We start from the raw sequence: 18895 nt of genomic DNA, 5'->3' as shown, positions 1-18895 counted from the left end.
TCATAGAATTTGAGACATGGCAAAACGCGATACATACTTCTACTTTAGTTATTTTTATTTTAAGAATAAATAACGGGGCCGGTGTGTATTTACGAAATAGGTAAAAAGGTCCCGAAGTATAATCGGGACCTTTTTAATTAGGAGGATATTTTAAGATGAAAACAAGAATAGCAATACAAGGTGTCAAAGCGTCTTTTCATGAGGAAGCGGCTTTCAAATATTTCGGAGATGAAATTGAAACGATTGAATGTGAATCATTCAAAAAAACGTGTGACATGTTAAAACAGGGCAAAGCAGATTATGTCGTAATGGCTATTGAAAATTCGATTGCCGGAAGCATTCTTCCAAACTACAATTTGTTACGTGATTTCCGTTTCCATATTGTTGGGGAAGTACATTTAAATATTCATCAAAATTTAATCGCGCTACCCGGCGTGAAAATTTCCGATATCAAATTTGTGGAATCCCACCCTATTGCGATTCGTCAATGTGATGAATTCCTAGGTGAATATCCGGATTGGACAATTAAAGAAGGAATGGATACCGCTGCTTGTGCGAAAACCATCGCGGACAACAAACTAACCAATACAGCGGCTATAGCTAGCTCTGTTGCGGCAAAACTCTACGGCTTAAATGTTTTAGAAAGCCGCATTGAGACGAATAAAAAGAATGCTACACGTTTTCTAATTCTTAAGAATGACGTGGTCGAGCAAAAAAATGCCAATAAAGCATCTCTTTCATTCCAAACCGGGAATTCGGTAGGGTCCCTCGCTACCGTATTACAATGTTTCGCTGAACAAAACGTAAATCTTAGTAAAATTCAATCCATGCCAGTAGTAGGAAGACGCAACGAATATGACTTTTATGTCGACGTGGAATGGAAAAAACAGTCCGACTATGATGCAGCAATACGCAAAGTATTAAAACACACGGTGAACTTTAGCATCATGGGGGAATATATTAAAAACGAAAAAGCATAACCATCATATCCCAAACACTAAAAAAACAAAAAAATGAAACATACATTAGACATCGCACCTTTAAAATCTTGGATAGATACAGGTGACAAGCCATTAATTATTTCAGGCCCGTGTAGTGCCGAAACGGAAGAACAACTTGTATCTACCGCTCACCTTCTAGCAAACACTGGAAAGGTAAATGTTCTACGTGCTGGCATTTGGAAGCCACGTACACGTCCAGGTGAATTCGAAGGAATCGGTAGCGTTGGCCTAACTTGGTTGAAACGCGCTAAAGAAGAAACGGGCTTGTTAACCGCAATTGAGGTTGCCACAGCAAAACACGTCAAGGAAGCATTGGCAGCTGGAGTTGATATTCTTTGGATAGGCGCCCGTTCAACAGCTAACCCGTTTACAGTCCAAGAAATTGCGGATGCACTTGTCGGAGCTGACGTCCCTGTATTAGTTAAAAACCCAGTAAACCCAGACTTATCGTTGTGGATTGGGGCATTAGAACGTATTAACGGTGCGGGAATTAAAAAATTAGGCGCGATACATCGTGGGTTCTCTTCTTTCGAAAAAACAGCATTCCGTAACGAACCAATGTGGGATTTAGCGATCCAGTTAAAATCAGCCTGCCCGGAACTTCCGATCATCAACGATCCTAGCCATATTTGTGGTAACCGTGAACTGATTCCGTACATTGCACAAAAAGCGATGGATATGGATCTGCAAGGCCTGATCATCGAATCACATATCGATCCGTCTGTGGCTTGGACCGACGCTAAACAACAAGTAACTCCTGCTGCACTAGCTGAGTTATTAGACAATCTATCAGTACGTCGTCCAGAATCTGATAACCCTGCTTTTGAAGACAGACTATCGGAATTCCGCCAGCAAATAGACAAACTAGACGATGCTATATTAAAGCAAATAGGTGATCGTATGAAAATCGCTGAAAAAATTGGTGAATACAAGCGTGATAATAATGTTACAATTCTTCAAGTAAACCGTTGGGATGAAATCGTTGAAAAACGTCTTCAACTAGCTAAAGCACTCGCGCTTGGTGAAGAGTTCGCGACAAAATACCTTGAGCTATTACATAACGAATCAATTCGTAAACAAAACGAAGTAATGAACGTAAAGCCAGTAGCGGAGGCATAATGAGCGTAGAAACACGACTTCTCTCTCATCCTACCACACAAATTAAGGGAACGGTTCAACTCACTGGTTCTAAATCGGAGAGCAACCGTGCCCTTATTATTCAAGCATTAAGCCGCGGTGTGGTCCGGATCGAAAACCTCTCTAATGCAGCCGATACGGTGATCATGCAAAATTCCCTGGTGCAAGCCGCGAGCGACTCCGATGACCGGATAACAATCAATATCGGCCCCGCGGGAACTGCTATGCGTTTTTTAACGTCATACCTAACGTTGGGAAGTGCACAATTCACACTGACAGGAACAAACCGAATGCAGGAACGACCAATTGGTATTTTAGTCGATGCGTTGAGCGAACTAGGAGCGAACATCCAGTATGAGAAAAAAACAAACTATCCGCCGATAAAAATCGACGGCGGGTTCGTCCAAACAGCCGACAAAGTTTCTATTCCAGGGAATATCAGTAGCCAATATATTTCGTCGCTATTACTAATTGCCCCGTCATTGAAAAAAGGCTTGCAACTCCGCATCGAAGGAGAGCTCACATCCCGTCCTTATGTGACTATGACGCTGAACATGCTTCTCGAGGCCGGAATTAAGCATTCTTGGACAGATAACGTTATTGAGATTCCAGCCCAAAAATTCCTACCGGCAACGATATTTGTCGAACCAGACTGGAGCGCGGCATCATACTGGTATGCCATAGTCGCCTTATCAAAGGAAGGGACAATACTCCTTCCGGGGTTAAAGGCACATAGCTTACAAGGTGATATTGCGATAGTCAATATCATGAAACACTTTGGCGTTGCAAGTTCTTTCCACGAAGACGGACTTCGTATCTCCAAGGTCAGCGGGGGAAGCGATCAAAAGCTTTTTGATTTCAAAGAATGTCCTGATCTTGCTCAAACAATTGTTGCATTGGCCGCGGCAATCAAACGAGATATCTCCATTACAGGTGTGGAAACGTTAAAAATAAAAGAAACAGATCGTATCGCTGCCCTGAAACATGAAATTGAAAAATTCGGCGCAACAATTATTGCCGATGGGGAAACGTATCACGTAAAAACACAGGACGTTTATTACCCAGCCCAAATTTCAATTGACACTTATGAAGACCATCGGATGGCCATGGCTTTCGCCCCTTTAGCGCTCGTTTTCGACAAGGTTATAATTAACGAACCGCTTGTTGTAGAGAAATCGTACCCTGAATTTTGGCAGCATTTGCAAGACCACGGGTTTCAAACTAAATAATAATTTCAAGAAATCAGTGTCATTCGTTCTTTGTTATTGCTGATTTCATATATATTTACGGAATATTAAAAATAATTATGGCCGGAAACTCGTTTGGCAACCTATTTCGAATAAGTACGTTTGGTGAATCTCATGGAAAAGCTATCGGTGTAATTATCGACGGCTGCCCTGCGCAAATAAAGATCAACGAAGCTTTTATCCAATCCGAATTGGATAAGCGTAAACCTGGGCAATCAAAAATCACAACGCAACGCAAAGAGAGTGATCAAGCACAGATACTTTCAGGGGTTTTTGAAGGTAAAACCACAGGTACTCCAATAGCTATTCTAATTCCAAATGAAGATCAGCGTTCAAAAGACTACTCGCATATCGCAGACAAATATCGCCCTTCCCACGCTGATTATACCTACCAGCAAAAATATGGAATACGTGATTATCGCGGTGGCGGCCGTTCCTCCGCGCGAGAAACAGCAGCACGGGTAGCCGCCGGTGCAATTGCTAAGTTGTATTTAGCGAGCAAAGGAATAGAAATATTTGCGCACGTCGATGCCGTCGGTAGCTTGCAAGCACCTAATTTAGACACAGAAGACCTGAATCGTTTGCTCGAAGTTAGAGAAGACAATATTGTTCGTTGCGCAGATCCCGCAACTGCAAAAGAAATGATTGAACTAATCGATCAGGTTCGAAAAAGTGGCGATACTATTGGCGGCAAAATATCGACAGTTGTTCGTGGTGTCCCCGTCGGTTTAGGTGAACCGGTTTTTGATAAATTACATGCCGATCTAGGCAAAGCCATGCTAAGTATAAATGCCGTACATGGATTTGAATATGGGTCCGGTTTTAACGGATCGGAAATGCGTGGTTCACAACACAACGACATTTTTGTAAAGAACGACGATCAGGTACGTACGCTAACCAATTTCTCTGGTGGGATTCAAGGGGGCATTTCTAACGGAATGGACATCACCTTTCGAACTGCCTTCAAACCTGTCGCTACAATAATGCAAGATCAAGACACATTAAACAACGCGGGGGAAAACACGAAAATCACAGGCAAAGGTCGTCACGATCCTTGTGTCGTTTCGCGTGCCGTTATCATCGTCGAGGCAATGACTGCATTAGTTTTAGCCGATCATTACCTACGTTATAAAGCATACACCAATGGAGAATAATTTAGTACTCGCATCAGATATTGGGGGCACGCATATCACATGTGCAGTGGTCGATATTAATACGTGGGAAATTTTAGAACATACTATCTCTAGAAGCCGCGTAAATTCAGGGCAATCTGCTAAATCGATTTTACAAATATGGGCACAAACAATTAGCCAATCGATAAGTGAGAGTTCGGTAACAGTTTCACGCCTTGGAATTGCGGTCCCAGGACCATTTGACTACGAAAATGGCATCTCATTGATGCATGGTCAAGATAAATACGATTCCCTGTATCGAATTAATGTAGGGGAAGAATTGACAGCTCTACTTGGCAACAATAAACAAGTAAATTTCATCAATGATGCAGCCGCTTTCTTGCAGGGTGAAGTATTTGCCGCCAAACTAGAAGACAAGCCTGCGATATTAGGCATTACGTTGGGAACGGGTTTAGGATCTTCAGTATGGCGAAAAAATGGAAAAGCTTTCGACGCCGACTTATGGAACGTCTCCTACCGCGAGAGTATATTTGAGGAGTACCTAGCCACTCGGTGGTTCACGCAGCGATTTTATGAGCTAACGGGTCATCGCGAAGATGGATTTCGAGAAATACTAGAGAAACATTGCCAGACAGATGCTTTTGAAGTTCTTATGGACGAATATAGTATTTCCTTTAGCGATTTCTTAACCCATTTTTCAGCCCTTCATCAGTGCGAAACGTTTATATTAGGAGGAAACATCGCACAAGCATTTGATATAATATCAAAATACAACAGCGAGAAATTTGCACCCTTTAAGATCTTTGTCGGAAAATTTGCAGAAAAGGCTGCAATATTAGGAGCAGCCTCACTATTTATTTAAATTATAAGCATGAAACAGTGTCCTCCTAAAACAATTTAGGGAACCTGTTTCCATTATAATCACTCATCATCTGGTAAGCCACTTCTACGATATCATCGATCGATGGTTTCGTAAAATAGTCGCCATCAGAGCCATAAGGTGGTCGATGGGCTTTTGCTGACAATGTCTTTGGTTGGCCGTCGAGCAGATAATAGCCATTTTGATTTTCTAACACTTCGTTCATAATAAAAGCAGAAGCACCGCCTGGCATATCTTCATCCACAACCAAAATCTTATTCGTTTTTGCTAGTGATTTACTCGACAGATTCGTACGATCAAATGGTAGTAAACATTGTGCGTCAATTACCTCGATAGAAATCCCCAGTTTTTCCAGTTCAACAGAGGCGTCCATTACAACGCGTAATGTGGCACCATAGGATATCACGGTGATATCTGTACCCTCTCGCATGAGCTCGGTCTGGCCAATTTCCACGGTAAATTCTCCAACATTGCTCGGCATCTTCTCCTTTAGCCGGTAGCCATTTAGACACTCGATTACCAATGCTGGTTCATCTGAACGAAGTAAGGTGTTATACATGCCTGCTGCTTGGGTCATGTTACGCGGTACACATAGATGTATTCCGCGCAGGGCACCTAATAATACTGTCATCGGAGAGCCCGAATGCCACACGCCCTCCAAACGATGGCCGCGTGTGCGAATAATTACAGGAGATTTCTGTGTTCCCTTGGTACGGTAACTGAGACTCGCTAAATCATCGCTTAATACCGGCAATCCATATAGTAAGTAATCTAGATACTGTATTTCCGCAATTGGACGAAGTCCCCGAATGGCCAGCCCGATCCCTTTGCCAACGATGACCGACTCCCTTATACCGGTATCAAATATTCTTTGCTCACCAAAAATGTCCTGCAGGCCGGCAAATCCTTGATTCACGTCGCCAATTAATCCCACATCTTCTCCAAAGGCGATAATGCGTTCATCCCGTGCAAAATTTGCTTTAAAACAAGCGTTTAAAATTTCTCTTCCATCGACCAATTGTGCTGCGTCGTTATACACAATCGCTACAGGAGCGATATCAAGTGGTGAGTCTTTCGTATCGCTAAAAAGTTTATCATTAAACCTGCCATAATTCTCCCGTGTTTTCCCTGTATACCAATTTACCAATGCAGTTTTTTCAATGCTATTCTCGCTGCGCAAATCACGAATAGCACGGCGCACATTCGCGTATACGATTTTTAAAGATGGCTCACTTAACGATTTCAGTGTTTTTAAAGGAATTTCAACGACTGGAAGTTCGATTGCAGCGAGCATTTCGATCGCTTCATCCAGATCTTTACGAATAGTCCCGTTGCAGTCGGCCCAAGCACGTCGTTGTTCCTGACGAACAAACTCTTTCGAATCTTTCTCAAGTGTCAAAAGTTCCTCTTCCTGTGCAATGCCGGACGTTAATAGCCATTCCCGCATTTTTAGATTACAATCGTTGCTTTCCTCCCATGCTAAACGTTCATCCGTTTTATAGCGTTCATGGGAACCCGAGGTCGAGTGCCCTTGCGGCTGCGTCATTTCAGTAACATGTACTACACACGGGATATGTTCCTCGCGCGCTAACAAAGCGGCCTTTTCATACACCTCACACAAAGCTGGATAATCCCAACCACGCACTTTGAATATCTCCACACCATTACTACCACCTTCACGTTGAAGACCACGAATAGCAGCCGAAATGTCTCCCTTGGTCGTTTGGACTTCATTGGGGACCGAGATACCGTATCCGTCATCCCAAATCGACACAACCACAGGTATTTGTTTTACAGCAATTGCATTCAATGTTTCCCAGAAGACCCCCTCGGACGTCGATGCATTGCCGATCATCGCAAATACGACTTCCTCGCCTTTATTTGAAAAATAGGATAGATAATCTAGGTTTCTATTTTCGCGATACAATTTCGACGCAAGTCCTAGTCCAACCACGCGTGCCATCTGTCCTCCTGTAGTCGAAATGTCCGAGACAGAATTTTTCTGCTCCGTTTGATTCAACCAATTCCCCTGTCCATCGAGTAACTGAGTAGAAAAATGACAATTCATTTGTCTTCCACCAGAAGAAATTTCTGACTTCAGATCCGGATTTGCATATAATTGCGAGAAAAAATGATATACATTGGTGATTTCAGATGCAAAAGCAAAAGTCTGGTCGCGATAATAACCCGATCGCCAATCTCCGTTTTTAAATACTTTAGATAATGCAATTTGTGCGACCTCTTTACCATCACCAAATATTCCAAATTTAGCTTTTCCCGTTAAGACTTCTTTCCGTCCCAGCACGCTTACATATCTGCTTTGAACGGCAATCTTATAATCATGCAATATGATCTCACGAAAGTCATTAAAGCTGATTTTGGATGTTTCGAAATCACTGTTTACATTGTTGATAGTTTCAGACATATACTAAACTATGGTTTCAGCAAAAGTACTAAAATATACCTGGTATTCCCAATAGTGGTTCCTGTTAAGCGCGCTCTATAATTCGGAAAAGATGTTTTTGTTTTAAGCAATTATACTTACTTTTAGACTCTTTTAGGGATAAATACAAGATGAATAAAAGCGAGAACAAAACAATTCAGAAAGAACAATTTTTAGGCGATTTGGAGAAAACTATCATTATCAACCAATTAATGCAAATCCCGTTCGAGCAACGCGATGAGAAATGGCGAGATGATTTTTTAGGTGCAATCGCCGGCGCAAATCTAAAGCTTGGTGACCCTGAAATTATCACGAGTAATGATGGTTTCCCCTATATACAGTTACAAACCATTTCCACTGGAGAAAGCTTTCAAGCATATGTCATCGAAAAACAGCTTGCTATCATCATGGACCAAGGGTTCGGAATTGTAATTAATGCACACCAAGGACAACCTGAATGGGTATTCTCATACGGTGATCTAGTTAACTTGAAACTTTCCGGTTCCTTTTATACGGATGTTAGCTTATTTTCGAATCGAGAAGAACGAACCAAAATCAGTAACGACGAAGACATCCTCGTGGGGCAACCTTCGGAAGAAATATTTCCAAAATACTTACGGAAACATATTCGCGAATTCTTAACATTTTCAGGTGTACAAAACCCAAAAATGATGCTAATTGCCCGCGATTACGAGGACGAACGAAAGGCTTCTCAAGATCTCGTTTTTAATATCACACCGATACAGTTTTCACATGAAAAGGATTTTAAAATAATCATGAATACGCTGCAATGGTTTCTTCCTAAACATTATTCATTCTTTGGGGTAGATGAAATGTCGATAGAAAACGGATTCCAATTCCTATAAAATGATAAAATCAGTTTTATACGCATTAAGCGTTACAACGTTGTTGTTTGGTTGTAATCCTGTTCTAAAACAGGAGCCACAAGACCAATGGATCCGATTATTTAACGGTGAAAATCTTGACAACTGGATCACCAAAATTTATTCCTACCCCACCGGTGAAAACTTCGCGAATACGTTTCGAGTGAACGATGATGTAATTCAAGTAAACTACGATGGTTATGGCGGAGAATTTGACGATAGATACGGCCACCTGTACTATGAAACCCCCTTTTCGCATTACCATTTAAAATTAGAATATCGGTTTGTTGGTGATTTGTACCCGGGCGCTCCCTCTTTCACGTTGCGTAATAGCGGTGTGATGTTTCACTCCCAAGATCCACGAACGATGCCTGTGAACCAAGACTGGCCCATTTCGGTCGAAATGCAGTTTTTGGGTGGCCTTGGCGACAGCGTTGCGCGGCCAACCGGAAATATGTGCTCACCTGGTACACACATCGTATATCAAGGAAAGCTCCTTGAGACGCATTGTATCAATTCGCTTTCAAAGACATATGATGGTGACCAATGGGTGCACGCCGAACTAATCGTACGAGGAGATTCACTGGTTACCCATATTATTGAAGGCGACACCGTACTTACTTATAGTAAACCACAAATTGGGGGACCGATAGTAAATAATTATAAGCAGGCGGAAAAGGTAGATGGCAAAATTTTAGACCATGGTTATATCGCCCTACAAAGTGAGGGGCAACCGGTCGAATTTCGAAACATCTACCTTAAAGACTTGTCTAATAAAAAATAAAATACACACTAAATGTATCTATTTAACGTCCGTGTATACGGCCTTTTACTCAATGAAACAAATGAGTTACTAGTCAGCGACGAGAAGACTATGAATGTATCATTCACCAAATTTCCCGGAGGTGGGCTCGAATACGGCGAAGGATTAATTGATGCCCTCAAGCGCGAATTTATGGAGGAATGTCAACTTGAAATCGATGTTCTTCGTCATATTTATACGACGGATTTCTATGAAAAATCCAGTTTTAACGAAAGTCAAATTCTTTCGATCTATTACCAAGTGAAAGCCAAAGGGCCGATTACATTTGATATAAAGGTAAGTCCTTTCGACTTCTCGAAGGAAAAACAAGCCGATAAACTGGAGGTATTTCGCTTCGTCCCGGTTGACACGCTGCAAGAAAAGTCATTAACGTTTAAGACCGACAAGCAAGCATGGCATACTTTTAAAAATCTGCTCGAACGAGAAAATAAAAATTTTTGATACGAACTAGAAAAAACTCCGTAACGAGTATATCTGTTCTAGAAAATCCTATCGAATAAAAAGAATAGTATCACTACACAGACCATACAAATTATAATCAAATTTCTATTCCGCCTCTTATCGCGGTACGCTTCCTCACTCTTAAATTTATAATCTCGCTTTAAATTATTTAAATCCATTACGCCTCCTTTTTAAACTAATGATGAAATCCATCCGCAAATTCCATAATATAAATATACTAAAATTAGCTAAATTATTCGTGGTGATACGGCTCTCCTTTTATGATTGTAAATCCACGATAAAGCTGCTCAATAAAAAACAGCCTGATCATCTGGTGTGAAAAGGTCATCTTAGAGAGTGACATTTGTTGATTCGCGCGCTGGTATACCTCGTTAGAAAATCCGTAAGGCCCGCCGACTACAAAAACCAAGTTATTCACCGAACTGATCATTTTCTGCTCCAAATATTGTGAGAAACCGACCGAATGAAATTCTTTACCCCGCTCATCTAAAAGTACCAGAAAGTCAGCATTTCCAACTTGCTTTAAAATGTATTCTCCCTCCTTTGCTTTTTGCTGGTCCTGCGTAAGATTCTTCGCATTTTTTATATCCGGAATAATCACAAGGTCGAAATTAATGTAGTGCTTTAAGCGCTTAAGGTAAATCTCAACCCCCATTATCACAAACTTCTCATCCGTTTTACCAATACAAATTAAAGTGATTTTCATATACCTAATACCTGCTATTTATTGCAAAAAAGAAATATTTATTTACCTTTATATTCTAAAGCTTGATCTGCCTAACTAGAATTTCTTAATCTCACGCAAATATAAATCATTAATTTATTTTATCGTATGAACTCAATATTACATTTTTTTACACTTTAATCAAACCACAATGAAGCTACTAAAAATCTTTTTAGCTACCGGCGCCATTATTACAGGCAGCTCTGCATTTGCACAAGATGATATCACTCCGGCAAACCCGCAGACCACAGACACCACAAAAACCTGGACAATTAAGGGAGAAAACACCTTTTTAATTAATCAAAGTTCGTTCACCAATTGGGCGGCCGGTGGAGTGAGCTCGTTTGCGGGTAACCTTGTTCTTAATTATGATTTCAACTACAAAAAAGGAAAGTGGAACTGGGATAACAAGGTCCTCGCGGCCTACGGTCAAACTTTTCAAAAAGAAACGGATTGGAGAAAGAACGATGATCGGTTTATGATAAACAGTCTACTCGGCTACGAGGCTAAACAATATTGGATGTATACGTTCTTCCTAAACTTTAACACGCAGTTTGCTAAAGGATACGACTACACAAACGAACAAAGACAAGTGTTATCAGGTCCATTTGCTCCAGCGTACTTAAGTTTCGGTCCTGGTTTTGCATACAAACGCTCGGACAACTTCCGTGTAAACCTTTCGCCAGCATCTGCACGGCTCATCTTCGTAGGGATCGACTCACTCCGGACAGACTATGGGCTAGATGCCGATAAAAATTTGCGTACAGAGTTTGGCGCGTCCTTGGATGCTTACTACAAAGTGGATCTAATGAAGAACATCTCCTTTGAAAATACGTTAAAACTTTACGCCAACTACCTGGAAGATCCTCAAAATGTGGACGTCGATTATACCGCAAATCTTTTTATGACGGTAAATAAATTTATTACGGTGAATGCAGGCGTTCAACTGATATACGACGACAATACGATGGTTCCGAAAGTTAAAAATGGTATTGAAGAAAAAGGTCCAGGTCTTCAAGTCAGACAAATTGTGGGCGCGGGCGTAACCTACAAATTTTAATAAAAAAGTAAAGCCTGGATGAATCGGGCGATCCTCCAGGCTTTAAAATATAACCTCTTGTACGAGGTAATCAACCTAAACCTATCACAAAGATAGAGTATTATTTGGATATTCCCCAAATTTTTTCGGAATAAATGTCGTTATAATTCTACATATTTAGGTTAATTACTTGATAATCAGATATAAAAAAAAGGTTTTCAAACGGGGAGAATGAAAACCTTTATAACCAATTATAAACCTAAATTATGATACTACAAAAGTAGTGTATAAAATACACTATACAAAATTTTTAATTTTATTTTTTTTAACGCAACGTTCCTTACCTTTGTTCAAAAGCAAAACTTATGTTCACAGGCATCATCGAAACACTGGGCAAAGTCACCCGAATAGAGACCGAGCAGCAGAATATTAATTTCTATGTCGAATCGTCAATTTCTGATCAGCTAAAAATTGATCAAAGTGTCTCGCATAACGGCGTATGCCTTACCGTGGTAGCCATACAAGCACAAACTCATAAAGTGACAGCGATACAAGAGACACTTGCTAAATCAAATCTTGGACTTTTAAAAGTAGGTGACTTGATTAACCTAGAAAGATGTACGGTCGCTGGGGGACGTTTAGATGGACATATTGTCCAAGGCCATGTGGACCAAACGGCAACCTGTGTAGCCATTGAAGATCAAAATGGGAGCTGGTTATTTACGTTTGAATACCAAAAGAACCTACAAGACAACGTCACCGTAGAAAAAGGATCGGTTACGGTTAATGGAATCAGTTTGACTGTCGTAAATTCACAAGACAGTCGGTTTTCCGTTGCGATAATCCCTTACACCATTGAGTACACCAACCTGCAGTCGGTTAAGGTCGGTGATACAATTAATATAGAGTTTGATATAATCGGAAAATATGTGGCTAAAATCCTAGACGCACGCGCTTAGGCGCATCGTGCGCAAGCGGTCTTATTCTAAATATTGTCCTTGACGAACTAACAATGCGCGATATTTATTAAACACGCTCGATTTGGACACGAAGCCAAGATATTTATTCTCATCATTCACAACGGGTAAAATCCAGACATCATCGCGATTCATTTTCGCCATTACGATTTCCATATTTTCACTTTCTTTTATCACGTCATTCGGTTTTTGAGCCAAAGTGTCAAAGGGTTTATTCGCCCCCTCTTCTTCCCCTAGTAAAATCGAGAACAGTCGCTCGCTGTATATAATACCCAGCAGTACGCCTGTATCATCTACAATAGGAAAAATATTCCGTTTGGAGTGTATAATTTGACTTTGGCGATCGATTGGCGTTTGCTTCGGTCCTAAAACGATGAAATTTGTCTCTAGGACATACCGAAGCTTCATCATACTTAATACCGTTCGATCTTTGTCTTCATATGAAAGTAAATCCCCCGATTCGGCCAATCCCTTCGTATATATGGAATGCTTCAACACGGAGCGGTTGATCAAATAGGAAATCGACGTAATCAACATCAGCGGAACCATCAGGGTGTATCCTCCCGTTATTTCAGCGATGAGGAACAATCCGGTGAGTGGAGCGTGCATTATCCCGGCCATCGCTCCAGCCATTCCGGCAACAACAAAATTTGGCACATTCAGCATGACGACCCCTGTTTGATTAATTCCGTACGCAAATGCAAACCCAAGTAAGCCCCCCATTACTAAGCTGGGGCCAAAAATCCCCCCATTGCCCCCTCCGCTTAATGTAAAAAGCGAGGCAAGAGATTTAGCGAACAGGGTCAGTACAGTATAACAAACAATAACCCAGCCGAGGTGACTGTATTCAAAAAACAAACTGTTTTTTACAATCGCATCGAATTTACCATCGAGCATCTGCTGGATAGTTAGGTACCCCTCACCATACAACGCTGGGAATAAAAAAATCATAATCCCCAAAGAACCTCCGCTCACCCAAACTTTTGCGTACGGATTTTTGATCTTTGCGAACTTATTTTTCACCACCGTACTAATTTTCGCAAAATAAACAGTATAAATGCCGACAATCACCGCAAGCAGTACATAAAAAAACAGTGCCGAAATCTCCCATTCTGTAGTGGCCGTGTGAAACAATGGCTCAGCATACAGCATCCGCGAAATCACCGAGGCCAGAGCCGCCGACATCAAGAGTGGAATAAATGCAGGAATAGAGAACTCAGGGAGTAAAATCTCAATGGCGAAAATCATCCCAGCGATAGGACTATTAAAAGCTCCGGCAATACCGGCCGCCGCGCCACACGCCAACAGCATCGTAATTTCCTTATACTGTAAACCAAAAAACCGCGCAATATTCGAACCTATCGCCGACCCGCTGTAGGCAATTGGCGCCTCTAGACCACACGATCCTCCAAAACCAACCGTAATTGCGCTTGTAACAATCTGCGAATGAACATTATGTGGTTCGATTCGAGAAGACTTTCTAGAAATGGCATAGATGATAGGCGTTATTCCGTGCTCGAAATTCTTCCCTTTAAGGAACTTACGAACATATAGAACACTAAATAGGATTCCGATTAATGGCAAAATAAGGTAAAAGGAATATTTATAGTGCCATTCAATATCATTTTGGAGACTCGAGGCGATATAATGGGTCATAACTTTGAGTAATGAAGCGGCTAACCCACCGATAATTCCTACGACGACAGAAAGAATAATCAAAAAATTTCGGTTAGAAATTTTTTGCATTCTCCACCTATTTACGTGTTCTAATTTTATCTGAATTTTAGTTCTCATTAATATGCTGGCCAATAATTAAAGTTCGAATCCCATTATTTCTTTCCGTTTTTTATTTTTAAACCTTTCGGGGATAATATCTAAAATTTCATTCTCTAGTGCTTTTACGGCCTGCTTTTTTACATAATTTTGCGTCGTAACGAGACTAATTTCACGAACAGGTTCGGGGGATTTAAAATAGCGAACATGTGCTAGCTGATCTTCCTCGTACCCCAGAATACTCATTTCCGGAACAATTGTTATTCCAGAATTCACGTCTACCATTCGTTTAAGCGTTTCCACAGACCCCGTATTATATTCAAAGGTTCCTTCGCTACCCAACTTATGTTTATATTGACAAAGGTTCAACACCTGCCCACGCATACAGTGTCCCTCGTTTAATAACCATAACTTTTCGCTTGCGATCTCGTCGGGGCTGATCATTTTCTTTTGATATAATGGGCTCCGCTCAGAAACGTAAGCCACAAACGATTCATAATAGAGGGGAGTTTCATCGATTCCGAGTTCCCGTAATGGTGTTGACACAATTCCGCAATCAAGCCGTCCCATTTTAAGTTCATGAATGATCTTTTCTGTGGTATGCTCCCAAACTTGCATTTGAAGCTTCGGGTATTTTTTTAAAAATAATGTGAGAATATCTGGAAGTAGATACGGGGCGACAGTGGGTATCACGCCTATTTTCAACTCACCAGAAATCTCCCCTTTTTCCTCCTGGAGAATTTCCAGAATCTTTTTACTTTCCATTAGAATCAGACGCGCCTGCTTGATAACTTTCTCCCCGACTTCTGTGGGAACTACCGGCTGCCTACTTCTGTCAAATAATTTCGCTCCTAAAGATTCTTCTAACTTTTGAATCTGCATACTTAAAGTCGGCTGTGTAACAAAACAGTGCTCGGCCGCGGCGACAAAACTACGGTACGTATCGACCGCTATAACATATTCTAATTGAACAAGTGTCATTCGATAAATTTTAGCTATACAAAGGTACAACTTTAAGAGTTTTTCCACGTATTTACGACAGATTTTCACCATATCGTATTATCTAAATTCGAAACCCTCATTCGGCGTAAATATGCGAGATATTTGTCGCGAAATCTTTCTTAACTTTGAACCACGCTAAATTAGAATTTATGAATAAATTAAAAGGAACTTTAATGTGTGGTCTGCTACTTGGTATCTGCATGTTAATCTTTTCGGCATCTGTCCCCGACGAGGGAATGTTTCCCTTGAGCGAACTAAGTCGTGCAGGTCTAAAAAAGGCGGGGTTAAAGATAGCAGAAAAAGATATCTATAACCCCAATAACGAAGTTGCATTAGTAGATGCGCTCGTAAAGGTCGGGGGATGTACGGGTTCGTTTGTTTCTCCAAACGGATTAATTATAACCAACCACCATTGCGCTTTTAGCGCCGTTCAACTAGCGAGTAGCCCTGCGTTTAATTATTTAAAAAATGGATTTGTGGCCAACGGTCTCGAGCAAGAAATCGAAGCACAAGGGTTGACCATTCGAATTACAGACTCCTACCAGGACGTTTCGGATCAGGTACTGCAGACCGTTGAAAATATTAAAGATCCAAAGCAGCGAATTAACGCAATTAATAAAAAACGAGCAGAATTAGCTGAATTAGCTGAGAAACAAGACCCGAGTATCACGGCCGAAGTGTCCGAAATGTTCATTGGCAAGAGCTATGTATTGTTTAAGTATAAAAAAATTGAAGATGTCCGGTTAGTCTACGTTCCCAGGCAAGATATTGGCGAGTTCGGAGGAGAGACTGATAACTGGGTTTGGCCACGTCATACGGGCGATTTCTCGTTCCTACGTGCTTACGTTGCACCCGATGGGTCCTCGGCGAAATACGCCAAAGAGAACGTACCTTATCAACCTAAGAAGCATCTTAAAGTAAATCCGAAAGGCGTAAATGAAAATGATTTCGTTTTTATTTTGGGGTACCCTGGCCGAACTTTTAGACATCGTCCTGCGCAGTACATGGAGTACCAGGAACGCTTCCTGTTGCCGTACACATCGAATCTTTATGATTTCCAAAACCAACAAATGTCCTTTGCAAGCAAGAGTGATGTTTCCACGCAACTTGCTCTTGCAACGCGAATGAAAAGAAACGCCAATGTGATGAAAAATTACCGCGGCAAATTAAAAGGATTAAAGAACTTATCGCTCGTAAAACAGAAATACGAAGAAGATGAGGCGCTGGCTAAATTCATAGAAAGTAAACCAGAGTACAAGCAGCGTTATGGCAGCTTAATGGCCGACATCGACGATTACTACCAAGAAGTAGACAAAACAGCGTTAAAAGAGCTATGGTTTAATAATCTCTATAGCAGTTCGAGTTTATTGCGAATAGCAAGTACGATCAACGGTTTCAGAGACGCTTTATTGAAACAGAATGGTCTTCAAGCGCAAGAAGAGTTTTTCAATATTAATATCAACCAGGTCAAGGACTTTCTATCCAAAATATACGACGGTTTTAATTTGCAAGTTGATAAAAATATTGGAGCACGAATGATTGAAGATGCTTACGGCTTCCAAGGCGATAATAAACTCGGTTATTTCGACTCTGCTCATGTCGGTCATTCCGAGCAAGAATTTGTGAAAGAATTCATCACTGCCTTGGATCATTCGGAACTAAACAGTGAAGACGACGTATTTAATGAGATTTTACGCGATGTACAGTCCCTAAAGAATTATCACGATGATTTACTCGCTATTCAAGCGAAACTTGATAAAGAGCTGCTCAGCTTTGATGACGAGCAAAAACGCAGAGAAGGTGTTTTAAATAGATTAATGGGCGATTATGTGGCCGTCAAGGAAAAGTTTCAATCTAAAAGCTTTATCCCTGATGCCAATTCGACGCTTCGACTGACCTTTGGTAACATTAAAGGCTATAGTCCTGTCGATGCTACCTATATGACTCCATTTACGACTGTAAAAGGACTAATAGAAAAAGGAAACTCCGAGCTCCCTGAATTTGCCTATCCCGAGTCTATAAAAGCAGCTTGGCTGGCGAAAAACTTTGGCGCATACGCTAAGAAAGAACTGAACGACGTTCCGGTAAATATTTTGTATAATATGGATACGACAGGCGGTAATTCTGGCTCTCCAATAATGAATGCCTACGGTGACCTAATTGGCGTTAATTTTGACCGTGCATATGATGCAACGATAAACGATTTTGCCTGGAATGAAGACTATAGCCGCTCGATCGGTGTTGATATACGCTACGTATTATGGGTAGCTGACAAAATTGATAATGCACAATTTATCATTGAGGAGATGGGAATTTAATTTTTATCTAGAACGAGCAAAGTATATGAGAACGTCCGCTACTTTGCTCGTTTTTTGACTCTCTACTACTACACATAGCCGAAAGCACACCAACTAAAAATCCGAGAATTTCAAGTAACCAATATTCGGAGTATCTTCCAAAGCTAAATTACTATCAATAGGCACGATTTCCAAGCTATACTGCGCGCGTAAAGAAGGCGAAATAATGTCTTCGACATCAAATATATCATCCACATCCAAACCATATTTGTCATCGATATGAGGTGAAATATGATCTATAAAAAAGCGCGTTTTTTTTGCAAGCCGGCTTGCTAGTTCCAAAGACTCAGCGACGACCAGCTGTTTAAAATGATATTCTTCAAAATCATTTTCCCTATAGCCACCAAGGTTAACAAAAAATAATTTATTGCGCTGCTCAGCGGCATCGTTTCTCGGACGTACTAAAATCGTATACCCTTCAACATACGTAATTTTCTTCCAAGCATCGATATGCAGTTTCCCGCGGGCCTGGGGCCAATACTCGATCATGTCATTTTTCAACTCCGGCAACTCTTCGGCTATTCCAAAGTAAATATCATGCTGTTCAATGAATCGCCCCTCGGGTTTACACCCTAAGAGCACCATGAAAAGATTCTTAGGCATCTTTTTTCTTAAATTTCATTTCTAAATTCAAAATAATGTCGCGCTTCCTGCCCTCAATTAACGACAGATTGCCCGCAACGAACACTCCTTTCTTTCCATTGGTAGGGTTTGAAATACCATATACTGTAGATTCATCATCCGGATTGGAGTCCCCTTCGTAACGATATAAATGGTCTACTTGATAATCGTCTGCATCCACAGAAATTTCATCAAAGGCGATATTATAATCTGTCGTATACCCCATCTCTTTCAACTTTTCTAATGCGACGTCCGCTGTCTCGTATTTGTGTTTCGTTTCCATAACTAATTAAATCTATTTTACATCAATAACAGCTATGGCGGGACTTATGTTTTAAATATTATAGCGTATAGAGCGTACCGACAAGAATACAGCGCATTAATCCTAGTTT

At 40.9% G+C, this 18895-nt stretch carries 17 protein-coding genes; 11 read left to right on the top strand and 6 right to left on the bottom strand.

Annotated features, from left to right (window positions below; genetic code table 11):
* The first annotated feature begins 155 nt into the window (after positions 1–155).
* The 5 genes from FM107_RS12840 to FM107_RS12820 all read left to right on the top strand — a co-directional run bounded on the left by FM107_RS12840 (position 156) and on the right by FM107_RS12820 (position 5380).
* The gene (locus tag FM107_RS12840; RefSeq protein ID WP_086948909.1) at positions 156–980 is read left to right on the top strand and encodes a prephenate dehydratase; all 825 of its coding nucleotides are present in this window, start codon (positions 156–158) and stop codon (positions 978–980) included.
* Positions 981–1013: 33 nt separating this feature from the next.
* Complete coding sequence (locus FM107_RS12835; RefSeq protein WP_086948908.1) at positions 1014–2120, top strand: chorismate mutase; 1107 nt, start codon at positions 1014–1016, stop codon at positions 2118–2120.
* Complete coding sequence (gene aroA, locus FM107_RS12830; RefSeq protein ID WP_086948907.1) at positions 2120–3367, top strand: 3-phosphoshikimate 1-carboxyvinyltransferase; 1248 nt, start codon at positions 2120–2122, stop codon at positions 3365–3367. Before FM107_RS12835 ends, aroA begins: the two co-directional genes overlap by 1 nt.
* Before the next feature lie 77 nt (positions 3368–3444).
* Positions 3445–4539 carry a chorismate synthase gene (aroC, locus tag FM107_RS12825; protein WP_086948906.1) on the top strand — a complete coding sequence of 365 codons (1095 nt, stop codon included), beginning with the start codon at positions 3445–3447 and terminating at the stop codon, positions 4537–4539.
* Complete coding sequence (locus FM107_RS12820) at positions 4529–5380, top strand: ROK family protein (RefSeq protein ID WP_086948905.1); 852 nt, start codon at positions 4529–4531, stop codon at positions 5378–5380. The genes aroC and FM107_RS12820 overlap by 11 nt, the downstream gene beginning before the upstream one ends.
* Before the next feature lie 25 nt (positions 5381–5405).
* On the opposite strand, the gene FM107_RS12815 is transcribed toward FM107_RS12820, so the two are convergent.
* On the bottom strand, positions 5406–7823 hold the full coding sequence (locus tag FM107_RS12815; protein WP_086948904.1) for a thiamine pyrophosphate-dependent enzyme: 2418 nt from the start codon (positions 7821–7823) through the stop codon (positions 5406–5408).
* A 149-nt stretch (positions 7824–7972) separates the two neighbouring features.
* Here FM107_RS12815 and FM107_RS12810 point away from each other — a divergent pair, with 149 nt between their 5' ends.
* Genes FM107_RS12810 through FM107_RS12800 form a run of 3 tightly spaced genes read left to right on the top strand, consistent with a single transcriptional unit; the run spans position 7973 to position 9989 of the window.
* Positions 7973–8707, top strand: a complete 735-nt coding sequence (locus FM107_RS12810) for a hypothetical protein (protein WP_086948903.1) — start codon at positions 7973–7975, stop codon at positions 8705–8707.
* 1 nt (position 8708) lies between these two features.
* Positions 8709–9509: a DUF1080 domain-containing protein gene (locus FM107_RS12805; protein WP_086948902.1), complete on the top strand. Its 801-nt coding sequence runs from the start codon at positions 8709–8711 to the stop codon at positions 9507–9509.
* A gap of 12 nt (positions 9510–9521) precedes the next feature.
* Entirely contained in the window at positions 9522–9989 is a 468-nt protein-coding gene (locus FM107_RS12800; protein ID WP_086948901.1) for an NUDIX domain-containing protein, read from the top strand.
* A 253-nt stretch (positions 9990–10242) separates the two neighbouring features.
* Here the strand turns inward: FM107_RS12800 and rlmH are convergent, their stop codons facing one another.
* A complete protein-coding gene (gene rlmH, locus FM107_RS12795) occupies positions 10243–10716 on the bottom strand; it encodes a 23S rRNA (pseudouridine(1915)-N(3))-methyltransferase RlmH (protein WP_086948900.1) in 474 nt (157 codons plus the stop codon).
* 169 nt (positions 10717–10885) lie between these two features.
* Here rlmH and FM107_RS12790 point away from each other — a divergent pair, with 169 nt between their 5' ends.
* Together FM107_RS12790 and FM107_RS12785 are read left to right on the top strand one after the other, a co-directional pair.
* On the top strand, positions 10886–11794 hold the full coding sequence (locus FM107_RS12790; RefSeq protein ID WP_086948899.1) for a DUF3078 domain-containing protein: 909 nt from the start codon (positions 10886–10888) through the stop codon (positions 11792–11794).
* Positions 11795–12138: 344 nt separating this feature from the next.
* Entirely contained in the window at positions 12139–12732 is a 594-nt protein-coding gene (locus FM107_RS12785) for a riboflavin synthase (protein WP_086948898.1), read from the top strand.
* Positions 12733–12753: 21 nt separating this feature from the next.
* On the opposite strand, the gene FM107_RS12780 is transcribed toward FM107_RS12785, so the two are convergent.
* Both FM107_RS12780 and FM107_RS12775 read right to left on the bottom strand, forming a co-directional pair.
* Positions 12754–14496, bottom strand: coding sequence for a chloride channel protein (locus FM107_RS12780; RefSeq protein WP_256959519.1), 1743 nt, complete (start codon positions 14494–14496; stop codon positions 12754–12756).
* A 66-nt stretch (positions 14497–14562) separates the two neighbouring features.
* Positions 14563–15504 (bottom strand): hydrogen peroxide-inducible genes activator, encoded by a 942-nt coding sequence (locus FM107_RS12775; RefSeq protein ID WP_086948896.1) that lies wholly within the window; start codon positions 15502–15504, stop codon positions 14563–14565.
* Between the two features lie 170 nt (positions 15505–15674).
* Between FM107_RS12775 and FM107_RS12770 the strand changes: the two genes are divergently transcribed.
* Positions 15675–17843 (top strand): S46 family peptidase, encoded by a 2169-nt coding sequence (locus FM107_RS12770; protein WP_086948895.1) that lies wholly within the window; start codon positions 15675–15677, stop codon positions 17841–17843.
* A gap of 93 nt (positions 17844–17936) precedes the next feature.
* On the opposite strand, the gene FM107_RS12765 is transcribed toward FM107_RS12770, so the two are convergent.
* Positions 17937–18485, bottom strand: coding sequence for a DUF1543 domain-containing protein (locus tag FM107_RS12765; protein ID WP_086948894.1), 549 nt, complete (start codon positions 18483–18485; stop codon positions 17937–17939).
* Complete coding sequence (locus FM107_RS12760; protein WP_086948893.1) at positions 18478–18786, bottom strand: hypothetical protein; 309 nt, start codon at positions 18784–18786, stop codon at positions 18478–18480. Before FM107_RS12760 ends, FM107_RS12765 begins: the two co-directional genes overlap by 8 nt.
* Positions 18787–18895: the final 109 nt, after the last annotated feature.

The organism is Sphingobacterium sp. JB170 (assembly GCF_900163865.1).
GTDB lineage: Bacteria > Bacteroidota > Bacteroidia > Sphingobacteriales > Sphingobacteriaceae > Sphingobacterium.
The sequence above is the reverse complement of the archived record's forward strand: the minus strand, read 5'-3'. Positions and strand labels throughout refer to the sequence as shown.

Bases quoted from the DNA above. Each gene is read 5' to 3' on its own strand.
- FM107_RS12840 (WP_086948909.1), top strand. From the start codon at position 156: ATGAAAACAAGAATAGCAATACAAGGTGTCAAAGCGTCTTTTCATGAG.
- FM107_RS12835 (WP_086948908.1), top strand. From the start codon at position 1,014: ATGAAACATACATTAGACATCGCACCTTTAAAATCTTGGATAGATACA.
- aroA (WP_086948907.1), top strand. From the start codon at position 2,120: ATGAGCGTAGAAACACGACTTCTCTCTCATCCTACCACACAAATTAAG.
- aroC (WP_086948906.1), top strand. From the start codon at position 3,445: ATGGCCGGAAACTCGTTTGGCAACCTATTTCGAATAAGTACGTTTGGT.
- FM107_RS12820 (WP_086948905.1), top strand. From the start codon at position 4,529: ATGGAGAATAATTTAGTACTCGCATCAGATATTGGGGGCACGCATATC.
- FM107_RS12815 (WP_086948904.1), bottom strand. From the start codon at position 7,823: ATGTCTGAAACTATCAACAATGTAAACAGTGATTTCGAAACATCCAAA.
- FM107_RS12810 (WP_086948903.1), top strand. From the start codon at position 7,973: ATGAATAAAAGCGAGAACAAAACAATTCAGAAAGAACAATTTTTAGGC.
- FM107_RS12805 (WP_086948902.1), top strand. From the start codon at position 8,709: ATGATAAAATCAGTTTTATACGCATTAAGCGTTACAACGTTGTTGTTT.
- FM107_RS12800 (WP_086948901.1), top strand. From the start codon at position 9,522: ATGTATCTATTTAACGTCCGTGTATACGGCCTTTTACTCAATGAAACA.
- rlmH (WP_086948900.1), bottom strand. From the start codon at position 10,716: ATGAAAATCACTTTAATTTGTATTGGTAAAACGGATGAGAAGTTTGTG.
- FM107_RS12790 (WP_086948899.1), top strand. From the start codon at position 10,886: ATGAAGCTACTAAAAATCTTTTTAGCTACCGGCGCCATTATTACAGGC.
- FM107_RS12785 (WP_086948898.1), top strand. From the start codon at position 12,139: ATGTTCACAGGCATCATCGAAACACTGGGCAAAGTCACCCGAATAGAG.
- FM107_RS12780 (WP_256959519.1), bottom strand. From the start codon at position 14,496: ATGCAAAAAATTTCTAACCGAAATTTTTTGATTATTCTTTCTGTCGTC.
- FM107_RS12775 (WP_086948896.1), bottom strand. From the start codon at position 15,504: ATGACACTTGTTCAATTAGAATATGTTATAGCGGTCGATACGTACCGT.
- FM107_RS12770 (WP_086948895.1), top strand. From the start codon at position 15,675: ATGAATAAATTAAAAGGAACTTTAATGTGTGGTCTGCTACTTGGTATC.
- FM107_RS12765 (WP_086948894.1), bottom strand. From the start codon at position 18,485: ATGCCTAAGAATCTTTTCATGGTGCTCTTAGGGTGTAAACCCGAGGGG.
- FM107_RS12760 (WP_086948893.1), bottom strand. From the start codon at position 18,786: ATGGAAACGAAACACAAATACGAGACAGCGGACGTCGCATTAGAAAAG.